Raw genomic sequence first — 16918 nt, forward strand, 5'->3', positions numbered from 1 at the left:
ATGATGAGTAACAAAGAACATCACAACGGCAAAGATGCCAAGAAAAAACCGCAGATGTCACTGAAGGAAAAACGCGAAGCCAAGCGGCAAAAAGCCGAGCTGAAAAATGGCAGCGCAATGAAGTAACGCTCCTCTTGCTGTTGTTCCTCCGGAGCCAGTACAAAGCCAGCCTGTGATGGGCTGGCTTTTATGTTTGTGCGTCAGGGCGTGGCGCCGTATGTCTCGAATACTTTCAGATAGCGACCATCCTGCTTCATGGCGGCGAGCTGGCGGTCAAACAATTCCCGTGTGTCGGGTGAGCGAAACGCAAAGTGATAGATGGTGGGAGGGAACAGATCCGCCTGATTGATCTGGGCTCGTTGATAGCGTTCGCCGGAATGAGGATGGGTGATCAGCTGGTCCAGATAGTAGTAGAACACCCGTTCTTCCAGCACGATGGCATCGACTCTGCCACGCAGCAGCTGGTGTACCTGGCCTTGCTGCTTGGCAACCTCTTCATAGCGGGGATTCTGGCTGACCATGGTGGCAAAGTGTTCTCCCAGGATGACTTTTGCGCGCTGAAAAGAGGTGACTCTCAGGTGTCGCAGCTCATCCAGGGTGGTGACGGGGTGGTCGTACAGGGTAAAAACCCGGTTATGAAAGGTGATGACAGGCTGGGTCAGGAAGCGGCTATCCATCATGCCGGGTCTGACGTTGATGATGGCATCCAGTTTGCCGGACTTGAACATGCGAAAGGTGCGCTCCAGCGGCAGAAATTCGAACTGAAGCTGGTATTGGGTGCCGGTAAAGGCTTGCGTCAGCAGATCCAGTTCTATGCCACGCTTTTCCCCTTCGATGACATAGGGAGGGATGGCAAAACTGACTCCGACCCTGAGAGGTTTTGCCAGCAGGCATCCGGGGGCTAGGGCGATCAGCAACAGCAGGACATGGACAATCAGCTTCATCGCACCTCGTACGAACGATCCTGTCGATACATCAATCTGGTTGGAGTGCCTTAAACAGGCAAAGTTCTGCTTACTGGCAGCTCAAAAAAGCCCTGGCTAGGCAGGGCTTTTGCATTGCTTCATTTTAGAACGGAATATCGTCGTCGAAATCCATCGGCGGCTCGTTATAGACCGGCGGAGCTGACTGGGGCTGCTGAGCCGGACGGCCGTAACCACCCTGCTGCTGCATGTTCTGCTGCGGAGCGGGACGCTGTTGATTCATCGGCTGCTGCATGGCCTGCTGCGGCTGGCCCCAGCCACCCTGGTTCTGGCCACCCATGCCCTGACCGGCGCCTTGCGGACGGCCACCCAGCATCTGCATCACGCCGCTGAAGCTGTCGACCAGCACTTCGGTGGTATAGCGTTCCTGGCCGCTCTGGTCCTGCCATTTGCGGGTTTGCAGCTTGCCTTCCACATAGACCTGGGAACCCTTTTTCAGGTATTCGCCGGCGACCTCGGCCAGCTTGCCCATGAAGACGACACGGTGCCATTCGGTGCGCTCTTTCTGCTCGCCGGTTTGCTTGTCGCGCCAGGTTTCAGAGGTGGCCAGGGTAATGTTGGTCACAGCACCGCCACTCGGCATGTAGCGTACTTCCGGGTCTTGCCCGAGGTTACCGATCAGAATGACTTTATTGATGCCTCGACTGGCCATAATCTCTCTTCCACCTTTATATTCCGGCCAGGCAGCAAGCCTGGGCCAACCAAATGAGTTCCGCGATTTTTATCTGTGCCATGCTGTTATCGCATTGAACAACATGGTTTTCTATAACCCTTGTAGCAGTCAGGCTGATGATCGCTGATTACCTGGCACAGGTTTAGCGCACAATAGTAACAGCTGATGCGCCCCTGCGCATCCTCCAGCGAGCGTACTCGCAGGTCAGGCGGCGGGTGAAGGGTCTCTGTTGACAACCCGCTCCGGCGTGGCCGCTTATCGTCAAAAAGGATAACCGCGATAGATAATGCCTGTCTATTCATCCAGTAGTCTCTGTGCCATACTGGCTCGCTCTGGTCTGTGTATCGAGCGTGCAACAAGATGGAAAAGATCGTGGTCCGGGGTGCCCGCACCCACAACCTCAAGAACATCAACCTGACCCTGCCCCGCGACAAGCTGATCGTGGTCACCGGCCTCTCCGGCTCGGGCAAATCCTCCCTGGCATTCGATACCCTCTATGCCGAGGGGCAGCGCCGCTATGTGGAGTCGCTCTCCGCCTATGCCCGCCAGTTCCTCTCCCTGATGGAGAAGCCGGACGTGGACCACATCGAGGGGCTCTCCCCGGCCATCTCCATCGAACAGAAGTCCACTTCCCACAACCCGCGCTCCACGGTCGGCACCATCACCGAAATTTACGACTACCTGCGTCTGCTGTTTGCCCGGGTCGGCGAGCCGCGCTGCCCGACCCACGGCATCCCGCTCACCGCCCAGACCATCAGCCAGATGGTGGACCAGGTGCTGGCCCAGCCGGAGGGGAGCAAACTGATGCTGCTGGCCCCCGTGGTGCGCAACCGCAAGGGGGAGCACGTCAAGCTGCTGGAGAACCTGGCGGCCCAGGGTTATATCCGTGCCCGCATCGACGGGGAGGTGTGCGATCTCTCCGATCCCCCGACCCTGGAGCTGCAAAAGAAGCACACCATCGAGGTGGTGGTGGACCGCTTCAAGGTGCGTGACGATCTGCAGCAACGCCTCGCCGAGTCGTTCGAGACGGCGCTGACTCTCTCCGGCGGCATCGTCCTGGTGGCGCCCATGGACGGGGAGGAGGGGGAGACCCTGACTTTCTCGGCCAACTTCGCCTGCCCCGAGTGTGGCCACTCGGTCTCGGAGCTGGAGCCGCGGATCTTCTCCTTCAATAACCCGGCCGGCGCTTGCCCCACCTGCGACGGTCTCGGGGTGCAGCAGTACTTCGATCCGGACAAGGTGATCCACGATCCGGGCCAGAGCCTGGCCGGTGGCGCCATCCGCGGTTGGGACAAGCGCAGCTTCTACTACTTCCAGATGCTCAAATCCCTGGCCGAGCATTACGACTTCGATCTGGAGGCGCCCTGGGAGGATCTGCCGCCCAAGGTGCAGGAGGTGATCCTGCGCGGCTCCGGGCGCGGCGACGTGGAGTTTCGCTACATGAACGACCGCGGCGATGTGGTGGTGCGCAAGCACCCGTTCGAGGGGATCCTGCACAACATGGAGCGCCGCTACCGGGAGACCGAGTCCAACGCAGTGCGTGAAGAGCTCTCCAAATACATCGCCAACAAGCCCTGCGCCAGCTGCGGCGGTAGCCGGCTGCGGGAAGAGGCGCGCCACGTCTTCATCGAGAACCGCAACCTGCCGGCCATTGCCGAGGACTCCATCGGCGATGCCCTCACCTTCTTCGCCGGCCTGACCCTGACAGGCCAGCGCGCCCAGATCGCCGAGAAGATTTTGAAAGAGATCGTCGAGCGGCTCGGCTTCCTGGTGAACGTCGGCCTCAACTATTTGAGCCTGTCGCGCAGCGCCGAGACCCTCTCCGGTGGCGAGGCCCAGCGGATCCGGCTGGCCAGCCAGATCGGCGCCGGTCTGGTGGGGGTCATGTATGTGCTGGATGAACCTTCTATCGGCCTGCACCAGCGCGACAACGAGCGGCTGCTCAAGACGCTCACTCACCTGCGGGATCTCGGCAACACGGTGATCGTTGTGGAGCACGACGAGGACGCCATTCGCCTCGCCGACCACGTGCTCGACATCGGCCCGGGGGCCGGGGTGCACGGCGGCGCCATCGTCGCCCAGGGCACACCGGCGGAGATCATTGCGAACCCCGAGTCCCTCACCGGTGACTACCTCTCCGGTCGCAAGCAGATCGCCATCCCGGCCGAGCGCACGCCGCTCACCGGCAAGTGGTTGAAATTGAAAGGGGCGAGCGGCAACAACCTGCGTAACGTCAACCTGGATCTGCCAATCGGGGTGATGACCTGCGTTACCGGGGTCTCCGGCTCCGGCAAGTCGACCCTGATCAACGACACCCTGTTTCGCATCGCCCACCGTGAACTGAACAAGGCGACCGAGTCGACCCCGGCTCCCTATCGCAGCATCGAGGGGCTGGAGCACCTGGACAAGGTGGTGGACATCGACCAGAGCCCCATCGGCCGTACCCCGCGCTCCAACCCGGCCACCTACACCGGCCTGTTCACCCCGATCCGCGAGCTGCTCTCCGGCACCCAGGAGGCGCGCTCGCGCGGCTACCAGCCGGGCCGCTTCTCCTTCAACGTGAAGGGGGGCCGCTGCGAGGCGTGCCAGGGGGATGGCGTCATCAAGGTGGAGATGCATTTCTTGCCGGATGTCTACGTACCGTGCGACGTCTGCAAGGGCAAGCGCTACAACCGCGAGACCCTGGAGGTGAAGTACAAGGGCAAGAACATCCACGAGATCCTCGAGATGACGGTGGAGGACGCCCGCGCCTTCTTCGATCCGGTGCCTGCGGTGGCGCGCAAGCTGCAAACCCTGATGGACGTAGGCCTCTCCTACATCCGCCTCGGCCAGTCGGCCACCACGCTCTCGGGGGGCGAGGCGCAGCGGGTCAAGCTGGCGCGCGAGCTCTCCAAGCGCGACACCGGTCAGACCCTCTACATCCTGGACGAGCCGACCACAGGGCTGCACTTCCACGACATCCAGCAGCTGCTCAAGGTGCTGCACCAGCTGCGGGATCGCGGCAACACCATCGTCATCATCGAGCACAACCTGGACGTCATCAAAACCGCCGACTGGATCGTCGATCTGGGCCCGGAGGGGGGCTCGGGGGGCGGCCGCATCCTGGTCACCGGCACGCCGGAGGCGATCTGCGCCAACAAGGAATCCCACACGGCGCGTTTTTTAGGGCCGATGCTGGCGAAATAAACTGCGTAATGAGAGAGGGGCCATCGGCTCCTCTCTGCTATCAAATCCACTAGATTGAAAGAGGCATTTCAATGCCGACAGGCTACTGAACTGCCATTGGCAACTACATGGTGACGTATGACCAGATCTCCCCGCTCCCTCGATCATCTGCTGGCATATTCCATGATCCCCATCTGGGTCGGGGCCATCTTGATGTTGCTGGTGTTGATCGCGCTGACGCAAGTACCGGCTGCCACCCGTATCGAAGAGCAGCGGGTGAAAGAGCATCTGGTGCGAGTGCTCAAGGCGATTCAACTCGATATCAGAGCGGTGGATGCTTTTACCCGGGATTGGGGGATCTGGGATGACAGTTACTACTTCATCACCCATCACAACCGTGACTATATCGAGGCCAATCTGCTCAGCGACATGCCGATGCGGGATTTCGGTCTCAACCTGATCAGCTACATGGACCTTCAGGGGAACGAGATCTGGACCCACACCCAGTTGCCGGAAAATAACGACTCCGGTACCACGGCCACCGAGTTGCCCAATTTCCTCGATGATCTGAAACGTCAGCTGCGTCAGGACTCCTTGGCGCAAGGCACGGTCAATCTGCACGGGATCCGGAATTCCCTGTGGGGGCCCCTCATCTTCTCCTGGCAGCCTATCCGCCTCAGTGATGGCAGCGGTACGCCCAACGGTTTTCTGCTGGCATTGCGCTGGCTGGATCGTCCCTACATCGAGCAGATTTCCGAGCGTACCGCACTACCGATCATGATTGCCCCCGCTCGCCAGGGTGAGGGGGAGACGGGTTTTCAGCCACTGCAGGCGCAGATGACCTATCGCCTCATCGATCTCGGCCTGCAACGGGTTCGTGGTGAGGGGCGTCTGCTCAACAATGCTGGCCAGCCGGTGGTGACCCTGGTGCTGGAAGAGGAGCGGAAGGTGCTGCAAGCCACCCTGGAGGGGGCATTGCTGACGTTTGCCGGCATGCTGGTCGTGAGTGCGCTGTGCATGCTGCTCGCCATGCACAGATTGAAGAGCATAGTGCTGACTCCCCTGCATCAGTTGATGACGGCGTTGCAGCGTTTTGGCGACAAGCCGGATGTGGCGCAGATCCCCCATATCGACAGCAGTACCGAGTTGGCGACTCTCAGCAGCAAGATGCGTGAAATGGCTGGCAAGGTGAGTCAGCAACACGATGAGTTGTTGGCCAGATCCAACCTTATGGAGATGGCGGCCTTTACGGATCCCCTGACCCGCTGTTTCAACCGCCGTTACCTGGAGGGGTGGTTACAGGATCACAGGGCTGAACCCTGTACGCTGTTGCTGCTGGATCTCGATCACTTCAAGCGGATCAACGACAAATTTGGTCACGACGTCGGGGATATGGTGCTGCAACAGTTGGCAGAGCTGCTCAGAAAACTGGTGACAACCGATGTCGGGCCGATCGTCCGGCTGGGGGGAGAAGAGTTTCTGCTGTTGTTGCAAGTCGAAGACGAATGCGAGATTGCGCTGTGGGTGGAACGGCTCAGGCTGCGCGTCGCCAGTCATCGTTTCGGCAGGGAAGAGACACCGCTCTGGCTGACGGTTTCCTTGGGATATTGCCGTTATCCGTTACACCCTTCGATGGTCGACAGCTTCTGGAGCCATAGCTTCAAGTTGGCGGATATGGCTCTCTATCGTGCCAAGCAGGAAGGGCGCAACCAGTGGCAGGGTTACACGGGAACCTTGCCACCAGATGCGATCACGCTGACTCCCGAGCAGATTGTCGATGGCGATCATCTGCAGCTGAACAGGCTGGAGTTCCGGGATCAGCCCTGCCGCACCAGTACCAGATAAGCCATGGCGACGATAAAACCGATCAGGATAAAGAGAAAGGATCCTATCCCCCACACGGCGGCGAGAAATGCCCCCACCTTTTGCCATCTCGACTCATTCTTCATAAATAAATAATTACTTTCCAGTAACTTGCGTGCTACAAAAATACGCTCGTCAGGCCTTGCACACAACTGTTAATTGTTTATTCCGCAAAATGGATAAGATGCCTCAATTCGGCATATTTAGTCGCAATCAGACGGGCGAAATAAAGTCGTGTGAGTGATGGCTGGTGTGTCGCAAATAGTGTGACGGCAACGAAAATTTGCCAATAAAGATGCCATGTCAATCAATCTATTTCTGCTTAACATTTGTCCCAAATCAATAACCATGCACTTACAAGCTTTTATAGTCAGCACGCTTACAGCATCGAATGACAACAAAAAAAGGACTTAGTGATGAAAAAGATTCTTCCTCTGATGATTGCAGCAGCCCTGACTTCTCCCTTCGCCATGGCACACCAGGCTGGCGATATTCTGGTGCGTGGTGGTGTCGCGGTAGTTTCTCCTCAAGAGAGCAGCGATGACGTATTGGGCACAGGTGAATTCGACATCAAGAATGACACGCAGCTGGGACTGACTCTGAGCTACATGATCACTGACAACTGGGGCGTCGAGTTGCTGGCTGCTACTCCTTTCTCCCACAAGGTCAGCACTCCTGGCCTGGGTGAGATAGCCAAGGTTAAACATCTCCCTCCGACACTGATGGGCCAATACTACTTTGGCGATGCCCAGAGCAAAGTTCGTCCATACATCGGGGTTGGTGTGAACTACACCACCTTCTTTGATGAGAAAGGAGTAGGGGCTCTCGATGGCGCCAATATCAACCTTGACGATTCCTGGGGCCTGGCTGGCCAGGTCGGTATCGATATGGCGATTACCGATCGCTGGTTTGTAAACGGTTCGGCTTGGATCATGGATATTGATACTGATGTCAATGTTGAAGGGGTCGGCACCTTCAAGACCAATATCGATCCCATGGTCTTTATGGTCGGCGTCGGCTATCGCTTCTAATAACCGGATTCTGATGGCGTAATGCCGCAGATATATAGCTAAGCACGTCTCCTTTCAGCCCGGCCCGGTCCGGGCTTTTTTATGTCTGCCATTAATTACAAAATGATTAATTAGCCTCGGCAGATCAATAAAATAGCTCCTCTCCTCCCTCTATAATGCGCCGTTTCTGCCGATAGTGACTATGTTCACTTTACCTTTCCCCACGAGCGAGGATGTCTCCATGGGTTTATCTATTGTGCAGCGGATCATCGCCGGATTTGTGTTGATGCTGCTGTTGCTGATCCTGCTTGGTGTGATCAGCACCTTTAAAATCAAGGGTATCAATGACGGCCTCTCCGCCGTCTCCGATCGGGCGACCCCCCTGGTGGTGGCGGTAGCCAATCTCAAGGGGGCATTGCAAGAGAGCAATCGCTGGGTGCTGGTTTATCGCACCAGTGAAGATGCCGCCCAACTGCCGCAGTTCGCCAACCAGTTCAAGGAGCAGCAAGCCCGTTTCACCCAGCTGAGCCAGGAGATGGGTAAGTTTACCGAAGTGGCGGAGGCGCGTGCCCGCTTCCGGCAGGTAGAGAGTGCGACCGGCCAATTTTATAGCCTGGCGGAACAGGTACTGGCCCAGCATGGCAAGTGGGTCGATGCCCTGGCGCAGCGGCACAAATTGCAGCTGGAGTTTATCCGGCTCGAGGACACCTATCAGTGGGCCGCCGATCTGCTGTTGCAGCAGAGTGCCAGCAAGCGCTCCATGCGCAACAAAGCCGAGCTCATCACCTCGGGTATCGCACGGGATCTGAAGAATATTCGCCGGGCCGATGCCAAGACGGATCTCAATGAGCTGGAAAAGGTGCTCAGCAAGGACATCGAGATGGCCCGCAAGCGCCTTGAACGCGTGCTGGTGCCGGATGATGTGAAGCAGCGTTTCGTGACCAATCTGGATCGGATGCAGGAGCTGGCACTGGGCCCGCAAGGTTTGCTGGCCACCATGCGTCAGGCACAACAACTGGAGCTGGCGCTGGTCAGTCTGAACCAGCAACTGGATGCCAGCCTGGCCAGCAGCCTGAGCCTGCTGGACGAAATGGGCCAGTCGGCCGGTTCCATTGCCAGCGAGAGCCGCGTCAATGCCGATGCCGCCGTCAGCAGCGCCAGTTTCTGGATCCTGATCGTGGCCACCGTCTCGGCGGCTGCGGCGCTGCTCATCGGTTACACCACGGCACGCAGTATTCAGCGTCCGTTGCAGATGATCAACCGGGAGCTGGAGTACATGGCGGCCGGGGACATGACCCGCCGCATCAATTACCGCAGCAGTTGCGAGTTTGGCAGCCTTTCCCGCTCCATCGACACGCTGGCGGGCAAGACCGGAGAGTTGCTTTCCCAGATCAATGCGGGTTCCCGTCATCTGGTGGAGGAGGCGAGCCGCGCCGCCGAAATCAGCGAACGGGCCATGTCCCGGGTACAGGATCAGAAGAGCCAGACCGATCAGGTGGCGGCTGCCATCACCGAGCTGGAGGTGAGTGCCACTGAGGTGGCCCGTTCCACCGATGGTACCAAACATGAGGTGGATCTGGCCGATGAGGAGGCCAGAAGCGGCCGCCAGAAAGTAGCGACCACCCGTCGCATCACAGAACAGCTGGCCAGCGCCATGGAAGAGGCGGTCGGAATCACCTACAAGCTGGGGGAATTCAGCAACAACATCGGCAGCATTCTCGACGTGATCCGCAGCATCGCCGAGCAGACCAACCTGCTGGCGTTGAACGCGGCCATTGAGGCGGCCCGGGCTGGCGATGCCGGTCGCGGTTTTGCCGTGGTGGCCGACGAGGTACGGGCACTGGCTAACCGGACCCAGACCTCGACCGAGGAGATCCAGAGCATGATCGAAAACTTGCAGAGCTCCAGCAAGCATGTGGTGGAAGTGATGGGGCGCAGCCAGGAGCAGACCCATAGCTGCGTTGAGCAGACCCGCGAGATGGATGCGGCACTGCAATCCATCGCCGATCGGATGAGCGCCATCAAATCGATGGCGGATCAGGTAGCCAATGCCGCCCAGGAGCAGATCTCCGTCAGCCAGGGGGTGGCTCGCCATATCGCCGGCATTGCCGATGTGGCCTACGAGACGGAACGGGAGGCCCGGGAGTCAGCCAGCAGCAGTGAAGTGCTGGCGGATCTGGTCGCCAAGCAGCAACAACTTATCGCACATTTCAAGGTCTAGGAGGGCTTATGGCTAACAAGTGGATTGGAGCCCTGAGTCTCCTGTTGTGTGGCCAGCTGATGGCCAGCGAGCTGGTGATCGAGAGCTGGCGTGCCGATGACAAGGCGCTGTGGGAGCAGAAGATCATCCCGGCGTTCGAAGCGACGCATCCGGGGATTAAGGTGACGTTTCATCCGGTGCAAAATGTCAACTATATGCCTGCCTTGTTGGAGAACCTGAAGGCCGGCAAGGCGGGGGATCTCATCACTTGCCGCCCGTTTGATGACTCCCTCGCGCTGTTCAAGGCCGGTCATCTGGCCGAGCTGACCGAGATGGCGGGGATGGAGAACTTCCCGAGCTTCGCCCAGTCGCCCTGGCAGACCGACTCCGGTGCCCAGACGTTTTGCGTACCCATGGCGTCCGTTATTCACGGCTTTTTCTACAACAAGAAGATCTTCAGTGAATTGGGGCTGACCCTGCCGCAGACCCGCGACGAGTTCTTCGCCGCGCTCGACAAGGTGAAGGCCGATGGCCGTTATGTGCCGCTGGCCATGAGCGGCGGCGAGAGCTGGGTCTCCTCTGAACTGGGTTTCCAGAACATTGGTCCCAACTACTGGAAAGGGGAAGACGGGCGCCTGGCGCTGATCGGCGGAAACGAGCGGTTCGACAACCCGCATTATGTGAAGGTGTTCGAGGAGCTGGCTCGCTGGCGCCCCTATCTGGGTGAAGGGGGTGAGAGTCGGGATTATGCTGCCACCAACGAGCTGTTCACCTCGGGCAAGGCCGCCTTTTATGTGGCCGGTTCCTGGGAGATAGCACCTTTCACCGGCAAGGTCGATTTCGGCGTCATGCGCCCGCCGGTCGCCAAGCAGGGGGCTGGCTGTTTCTTCACCGATCACACCGACATCGGCATGGGGATGAACCCGGCGAGCAAAAACAAGGAGGCCGCCATGGCATTCCTGCAGTGGCTGACTACGCCCCAGTTTGCCGAGCTCTACACCAACGCGTTGCCGGGCTTTTTCTCCCTCTCCAACCACTTCTTCGACGTCACCAATCCGGCGGCCAGAGAGATGATGGAGTGGCGGGATCAGTGTGATTCCACCATACGGGTGGCTACCCAGATCCTCTCTCGCGGCACACCCAAGCTGGGGGATGAGCTGGCCGAGGTGAGTCAGGCGGTATTGCTGGGCAAAATGGAGCCCAAAGCGGCGGCCGAACGACTGGAACAAGGGCTTAAAGGCTGGTATGCCCCCCATCAGGGCAGCAAGGTTGCGGGGCAGGAGTGCCAGTGTGATGCCGGCGTGACTCAGACAAGTGCCGTGACTGCGACGCAAACGGCGCCGCAACCTGCCGCGCAGGATGCCGTCGAGCAGGCGCTTTCCAGCGAGTTGGAAACACCGCAACAGTAGAGCATGGCCAGTAGATTCTGAGTGTGCAGAAAACGGGAGGCATCAGCCTCCCGTTTTTATTGGCGAGTCTGACGGTTCAGGTATCGGAGGGCCAGCGGCAGAGGCTGCCGATACGGGCCACGGGAGTGAATCCGAGCGAGCGATAAATCCGCTGGGCGTGGTAGTGCTCATCGGCCACTATGATCAACCGTTCTACCCGCTTCAGCCCTTGTCGTGCCACATGGCTGAGCAGTCGGCGGCATAGCCCCCTGTTGCGCCACGCCCTGTGGGTGCGCACCAGCTGGAAACGCCCCATGGTATCGGTAAAGAAGAGGCCACAACTGGCGATCAACTGGCCCTCCTGCCAGATCCCCCACCAATCGCCGAGTCCATCGGCGATCATGGCTTGGTAAAGCCGTTGTCGTGAGTGCAGATAGGCGAGATAGCTGGCCTCGTCATGACTCATGTCTCGCTCATGGAGTTCGAAGTCGAGCCACGTCTGCCAGTCGCTTGCCTGAAATGCACGAAGTTCCTGACCCGGATGAGAAAGCATCACTGGTTGCCAGCTCTGCTCGTCGAGTGCCAGCACCACACACTCCAGATACTGATAACCCGTTGTTACAAATCCGGCTATTCGGCTGTTTTGTCCTTCCGCCAGCGGCCATTGGAAAGTGCGGTGACGGATCCTGGGATCCTGGCCGATCAGTTGATCGAAAGTGGCTTCGAGCCAGCCCTTGTCCCTGTCACTGGGAGGGGTGGAGAGCAGCAGATAGTTGCCGAAGTAGTAGTCGGGGGCATCCGGAGTTCGCACGGCCCAGAACTCGTCATGCCGGGTGACTTCGCCCTGATAGCGGTCGAACAGCAGATCCGTGGCAAAGCCGGGGTGGGTGTCCATGGTGATACTCCTGCAAAGATTCAATCTGTTATCGGCAAGAGCAGGAAGAGGAAAAGGGGCCGGAGAAACCTCCGGCCAAACAATCACACGCAGATTCAGAACGTCCAGGACGATCCGGCTTCATCATAACTCGACCTTGGTGATTTTGGGATGGGGTCAGGGGGTTACTTACCGTTAATTTTGTAAATATGGGACGGCCCGAGTGGAAGAGTGACAAATCAGAGTTGACTTTGGGACGCTTTGCTCATAAATATAGAGACGTTTAGACGTCCAAACATCCGTTTTGACGTACACAGATGGATTGCAGGACAGGGAGAAGAGCAGATGGGATTTCACAGTGCACGTCAGGTTGAGGCGCTCAACCAGAGTCTGGCGGATTTGAATGGCGATATATCGGTCAGCTTCGAGTTTTTTCCGCCCAATAGCGAAGGCATGGAAAATACCTTGTGGCAGTCCATCGAGCGCCTGAAAGTGCTGGAACCCAAGTTCGTCTCCGTGACCTATGGCGCCAACTCCGGCACTCGGGATCGCACCCATAAGGTGATCAAGGACATCAAGGAGCGGACCGGTCTGATCGCGGCGCCGCACCTGACCTGTATCGATGCCAGTCGTGATGAGTTGCGCTCTATCGCCCGTGATTACTGGAATAGCGGCATCCGCCACATAGTGGCGCTGCGTGGTGACCTGCCTCAGGGGGTCGACAAGCCGGACATGTATGCCACCGACCTGGTTGCCCTGCTCAAATCCGAGGCCGATTTCGATATCTCGGTAGCGGCTTATCCGGAAGGGCACCCAGAAGCGAGAAGTGCGCAGTCGGATCTGCTCAACCTCAAGCGCAAGATAGATGCGGGGGCCAACCGTGCCATCACCCAGTTTTTCTTCGACGTGGAGACCTACCTGCGTTTTCGCGATCGCTGTGCTGCCATCGGCATCGACGCCGAAATCGTGCCGGGGATCCTGCCGGTCTCCAACTACCAGACGTTGGCCAAGTTTGCCGGGTTTACCAACGTGAAGATCCCGCGCTGGATGCACCAGCGTTTCGAGGGGCTGGAGCATGACCAGATGACCCGTAACATGGTCGGGGCCAGCATCGCCATCGACCAGGTCAGGGTGTTGAGTCAGGAAGGGGTGAAAGATTTCCACTTCTATACCCTGAACCGCTCCGAACTGACCTATGCCATCTGCCATACCCTTGGGGTCAGGCCGAAAGGACAAGCCTGATACAACAGGTGCAAGATCAAAACAGCCAATGAGTTTCTCATTGGCTGTTTTTGTTATGGCGGCCGGCCACCATCCGGCAGGGGCTATGAAGATATGATCTGGACTCCTGAGATCAACCCGGCTGGTTGGGGTTACCAGGTGTGTCTGTGAGTTTTGCCTGGTTTACTGCTTTGCGCGCCCCCTCGGTCGTGACTGGATCAGGTGCAGGCCAAACCCGACGAGCAGTCCCCAACAGGCTGCGCCGACACCGAGCAGGCTGATGCCGGATGCCGTGATGATGAAGGTGAGCAGAGCCGCTTCTCGCGCCTCATCTTGTTGCAGCGCAGTGTGCAGGCTGCTGCCTATGGTGCCAAGCAGCGCCAAGCCAGCCACGCAGGTGATGAGTGTCGCAGGGAAGGCGGTAAACAGAGCCGCGACCGTGGCGCCGAAGCAACCGGTCAGTAGATAGAAGCAGCCCGCCCACACCGCAGCCGGCCAGCGGCGGTTGGCATTAGGATCCACCTCTTTTCCCATGCAGATGGCTGCGGTGATGGCTGCCAGGTTGAAGGCATAACCCCCGAAGGGGGCGAGCAGCAGGCCGGTCAGGCCGGTCCAGCTGATAAGAGAAGAGGTCGCTGGTTGATAGCCATGAGCCCGCAAGATAGTTATCCCGGGCATGTTCTGGGAGGTCATGGTGACGATAAACAGCGGCAGAGCGATGCCAAGCAGGGCATCAAGGGAGAAAGTCGGTGAGATCCAGACCGGAGTGGCCAGTTGCCAGTGCACGTCGCCAAGTTGCAGATCCCCTCGCAAGGCACAGATCGCTATCCCGCTCATCAGTACCAGCACCATGGTGTAACGGGGCCAAAGATGGCGGCCCAGCAAAAAGGCCAGCAACAATGAGCCAAGCAGCAAGGGATCCTGCGGAGCAACCTTGAACAGATCCAGACCGAATCTGAGCAATACCCCGGCCAGCATGGCGGCGGCCAGTGGGGCTGGAATATGGCGCATCAGCCGATCGAACCAGCCACTGATGCCGCACAGGGTGATCAACAGAGAGGAAATGATAAAGGCACCGATGGCCTCAGCCAGAGTAAAGTTGCCGAGACTGGTGATCAGCAGGGCTGCCCCCGGGGTGGACCAAGCTGTGAGCGCGGGGATGCGGTAATAAAGAGAGAGACCGATACAGCTAATCCCCATGCCGATACCGAGCGTCCATAGCCAGGAGGAGACCTGAGCCGCATCCGCCCCGGCTGCCGTTGCCGCTTGAATGATCAGGATGACGGAGCTGGTATAGCCGACCATCACGGCAATAAAGCCTGCCACTATATGGGGAAGCGCGAAGGGCATGGGTGACTCCTGTCGGTTTGTGCGTTATAGCGTACAATATGTCGCCAACTATATCGTTGTGCGTTATAGCGCACAATCGAATTACGCAGGATCTATAGAGGGGTAACCATGCAAGAGATAAATCAGCATCTGGCCCATCGCCTGAGGGGGTTGCGCAGTGAGCTGGGTTGGAGCCTGGATATAGCGGCGCGGGAGACCGGAGTCAGCAAGGCTATGCTGGGGCAGATCGAGCGGGGAGAGTCCAGCCCCACGGTGGCGACCCTGTGGAAGATTGCTACCGGTTTTCGGGTTTCCTTCTCCAGTTTTATCGAACCCGCTCCGGTTACTCAGGGAGAGGCGCTTTATCGTACTGCCGATGCCATCCGTCAGCAGCCGGCGGGGGAGGGAATGCAGGTTGCTCCTCTCTTTCCCTATGAGAGCCGGTTTGGTTTCGAGTTGCTTGAATTGACTCTGTTACCTGGCTATCAGCGTGAATCCGACCCCCATGAGCCAGGGGTGACCGAGCATGTCATTGTCATCAGTGGCGTGATGGAGGTGCTAGTGGAAGGGGAGTGGCGCTCGCTGACCCAGGGGGAGGCGGTTCGGTTTGCAGCCGACTCCCCCCACGGTTATCGCAATCTGGGTGTGGCTCCCGCAATCTTTCATAACCTGATCCACTATCCGGTTAATCGGTCATGAACAATCTTCCGGGCGATTACCCCGGGCGGCCATCCGCTCTGGGGCTGGTCAGGATGGGGGCATACACCCAGACAAACAGGCCATAAGCCAGGCTCCAGGCCAGGCCGCTCAAGTTCCAGCCATGCAGGGTGTAAGCAGGCCAAAGCAGCGGAACGAGCACCCGCAACAGCGCTGCCACAATGATCAGGACAAAAGCACTGCGGATACGGCGTCCCACTTGCAAGGCGCGACCGCTATGGCCGAGAGAAACCCGTGCGATCATGCCCAGGATCATGGTGCCTAGACAGCCTGCGCTAAGCAGGTGGCTGGCCAAGGAAAGGCTAATGGACATCCCGGCAGCTTGAGCCGCGAGCGCGAGCAAGCCCAAAGGGATGAACAGATAGGCGAGGTGCAACGACCATAGCAGGGGATGACCCAAGGTTGTAGGTAACCGCCAGCGCAGCTGGCGCCACAGGTGCAAGCTTGCCGCCACTATATATAGAGGCGTCATATAAACGCTGGTCGTCCATTGATTTGGCAAGAGTAGCCAGATCAACAAGAGCAACCACAAAGAAGCGAGCGCGCCACGTTCCAGCCATACCAGCGGAACCGCTTTATCCAAACCAGTGGCTCTGGCGGTAAAGAAGGGAATGACCCGTCCTCCCATCACGGCAATCAGGGTGGTAAACAATAATACCGTGGTGATCAACAAATGTTCTAGGGGGGCCCACTCGCCATGCCATATCCAGCTTGTTCCGTTGAGCAGCGTCAATACCAGCAATAATGGAACAAAGAAGAGGTTGCGCCATTGTCGGGTGATGATGATGGGCTTGGCGAGGAACCAGGCGCAAAGTGGCAGCCAGGCAAGATCCGCCACCATCAAAACGGTATTTTCTTCTCCAAGCCAGGGCAACAGCGCTCGTGGCATCGCCCACAGAGCCACGACCAGCGCCAATGGCCAGCTTCGCACGCCAGGATGAGCCGTCCAGTTTTGTACTGCGGTCAACAGAAATCCCGCGACGATGGCAGCACCAAACCCAAACAGCATCTCATGGGCATGCCACCAGACAGGATTGCCGATACCGGGCATCGACAGCCAGCCATTGAGCTGCCCTATCCAGCCCAGCATGGCTAGCGTAGAAAACAGGGCGCCCAACAGGAAGAAAGGCCGAAATCCCAAACGAAACAGGGGGAGTATCCGCTCTTCCTTGCGGCTATCCAGAATCTGATGCATGACGACAACCTCAAATAAACATTTCAAAAGTTAATTATAAAATGACTTTTGAAATGTTCAATTTAAATCAGTGCTGATGATGCCTTGATGTAAAAACCATCGAAAAACGCATAGTTTGGTTGGTATTTGAGCGGTTGAGTCGATATTGGCAATAATCTTCAAAAAACGCCTTGCCAAGCTGATTCGCGGCCCTATAATGCGCCTCCATCGACACGGCAAGCGGCAACGCAAACAGCCAAGTCGGTAGCATCGAAAAGCCTGTGAAAATAAGGCTTGACTCGAGAAGGCGGTTGAGTAGAA

General features: G+C 58.2%; 14 protein-coding genes. 8 read left to right on the forward strand and 6 right to left on the reverse strand.

The features are described 5' to 3' along the window. Positions 1 to 3 precede the first annotated feature (3 nt). A complete protein-coding gene (locus tag ACB034_RS17920; RefSeq protein ID WP_005306071.1) occupies positions 4 to 126 on the forward strand; it encodes a hypothetical protein in 123 nt (40 codons plus the stop codon). 74 nt (positions 127 to 200) lie between these two features. Here the strand turns inward: ACB034_RS17920 and ACB034_RS17925 are convergent, their stop codons facing one another. After that, the gene (locus ACB034_RS17925) at positions 201 to 944 is read right to left on the reverse strand and encodes an ABC transporter substrate-binding protein (RefSeq protein ID WP_042070346.1); all 744 of its coding nucleotides are present in this window, start codon (positions 942 to 944) and stop codon (positions 201 to 203) included. Between the two features lie 124 nt (positions 945 to 1068). Continuing rightward, on the reverse strand, positions 1069 to 1635 hold the full coding sequence (locus ACB034_RS17930; RefSeq protein ID WP_026456622.1) for a single-stranded DNA-binding protein: 567 nt from the start codon (positions 1633 to 1635) through the stop codon (positions 1069 to 1071). Positions 1636 to 2016: 381 nt separating this feature from the next. Here ACB034_RS17930 and uvrA point away from each other — a divergent pair, with 381 nt between their 5' ends. The 5 genes from uvrA (at position 2017) to ACB034_RS17955 (ending at position 11303) form a co-directional block, all read left to right on the forward strand. Further along, positions 2017 to 4842: an excinuclease ABC subunit UvrA gene (uvrA, locus tag ACB034_RS17935; RefSeq protein WP_371144864.1), complete on the forward strand. Its 2826-nt coding sequence runs from the start codon at positions 2017 to 2019 to the stop codon at positions 4840 to 4842. A gap of 117 nt (positions 4843 to 4959) precedes the next feature. Continuing rightward, positions 4960 to 6666, forward strand: coding sequence for a diguanylate cyclase (locus ACB034_RS17940; protein WP_371173386.1), 1707 nt, complete (start codon positions 4960 to 4962; stop codon positions 6664 to 6666). Positions 6667 to 7100: 434 nt separating this feature from the next. Further along, a complete protein-coding gene (gene ompW / locus ACB034_RS17945) occupies positions 7101 to 7715 on the forward strand; it encodes an outer membrane protein OmpW (protein WP_225633464.1) in 615 nt (204 codons plus the stop codon). 220 nt (positions 7716 to 7935) lie between these two features. Next, a complete protein-coding gene (locus ACB034_RS17950; RefSeq protein ID WP_216993153.1) occupies positions 7936 to 9915 on the forward strand; it encodes a methyl-accepting chemotaxis protein in 1980 nt (659 codons plus the stop codon). Between the two features lie 8 nt (positions 9916 to 9923). Next, positions 9924 to 11303, forward strand: a complete 1380-nt coding sequence (locus ACB034_RS17955; RefSeq protein ID WP_371173387.1) for an ABC transporter substrate-binding protein — start codon at positions 9924 to 9926, stop codon at positions 11301 to 11303. Between the two features lie 76 nt (positions 11304 to 11379). On the opposite strand, the gene ACB034_RS17960 is transcribed toward ACB034_RS17955, so the two are convergent. Beyond that, complete coding sequence (locus ACB034_RS17960; RefSeq protein WP_223379806.1) at positions 11380 to 12177, reverse strand: GNAT family N-acetyltransferase; 798 nt, start codon at positions 12175 to 12177, stop codon at positions 11380 to 11382. 324 nt (positions 12178 to 12501) lie between these two features. Here ACB034_RS17960 and metF point away from each other — a divergent pair, with 324 nt between their 5' ends. Beyond that, positions 12502 to 13398 carry a methylenetetrahydrofolate reductase gene (gene metF, locus ACB034_RS17965; protein ID WP_026456938.1) on the forward strand — a complete coding sequence of 299 codons (897 nt, stop codon included), beginning with the start codon at positions 12502 to 12504 and terminating at the stop codon, positions 13396 to 13398. 162 nt (positions 13399 to 13560) lie between these two features. On the opposite strand, the gene ACB034_RS17970 is transcribed toward metF, so the two are convergent. Next, positions 13561 to 14727: a benzoate/H(+) symporter BenE family transporter gene (locus ACB034_RS17970; RefSeq protein ID WP_371173388.1), complete on the reverse strand. Its 1167-nt coding sequence runs from the start codon at positions 14725 to 14727 to the stop codon at positions 13561 to 13563. A 108-nt stretch (positions 14728 to 14835) separates the two neighbouring features. Here ACB034_RS17970 and ACB034_RS17975 point away from each other — a divergent pair, with 108 nt between their 5' ends. Continuing rightward, a complete protein-coding gene (locus ACB034_RS17975; protein ID WP_371173389.1) occupies positions 14836 to 15405 on the forward strand; it encodes a helix-turn-helix domain-containing protein in 570 nt (189 codons plus the stop codon). A gap of 16 nt (positions 15406 to 15421) precedes the next feature. On the opposite strand, the gene ACB034_RS17980 is transcribed toward ACB034_RS17975, so the two are convergent. Continuing rightward, a complete protein-coding gene (locus ACB034_RS17980; protein WP_371173390.1) occupies positions 15422 to 16618 on the reverse strand; it encodes an NnrS family protein in 1197 nt (398 codons plus the stop codon). Positions 16619 to 16685: 67 nt separating this feature from the next. Continuing rightward, positions 16686 to 16918 (reverse strand): hypothetical protein (locus tag ACB034_RS17985; protein ID WP_371173391.1); only part of this gene is annotated, 233 nt, incomplete at its 5' end.

Source organism: Aeromonas sp. S18(2024) (genome assembly GCF_041402525.1).
Classification (GTDB): domain Bacteria; phylum Pseudomonadota; class Gammaproteobacteria; order Enterobacterales; family Aeromonadaceae; genus Aeromonas; species Aeromonas enteropelogenes.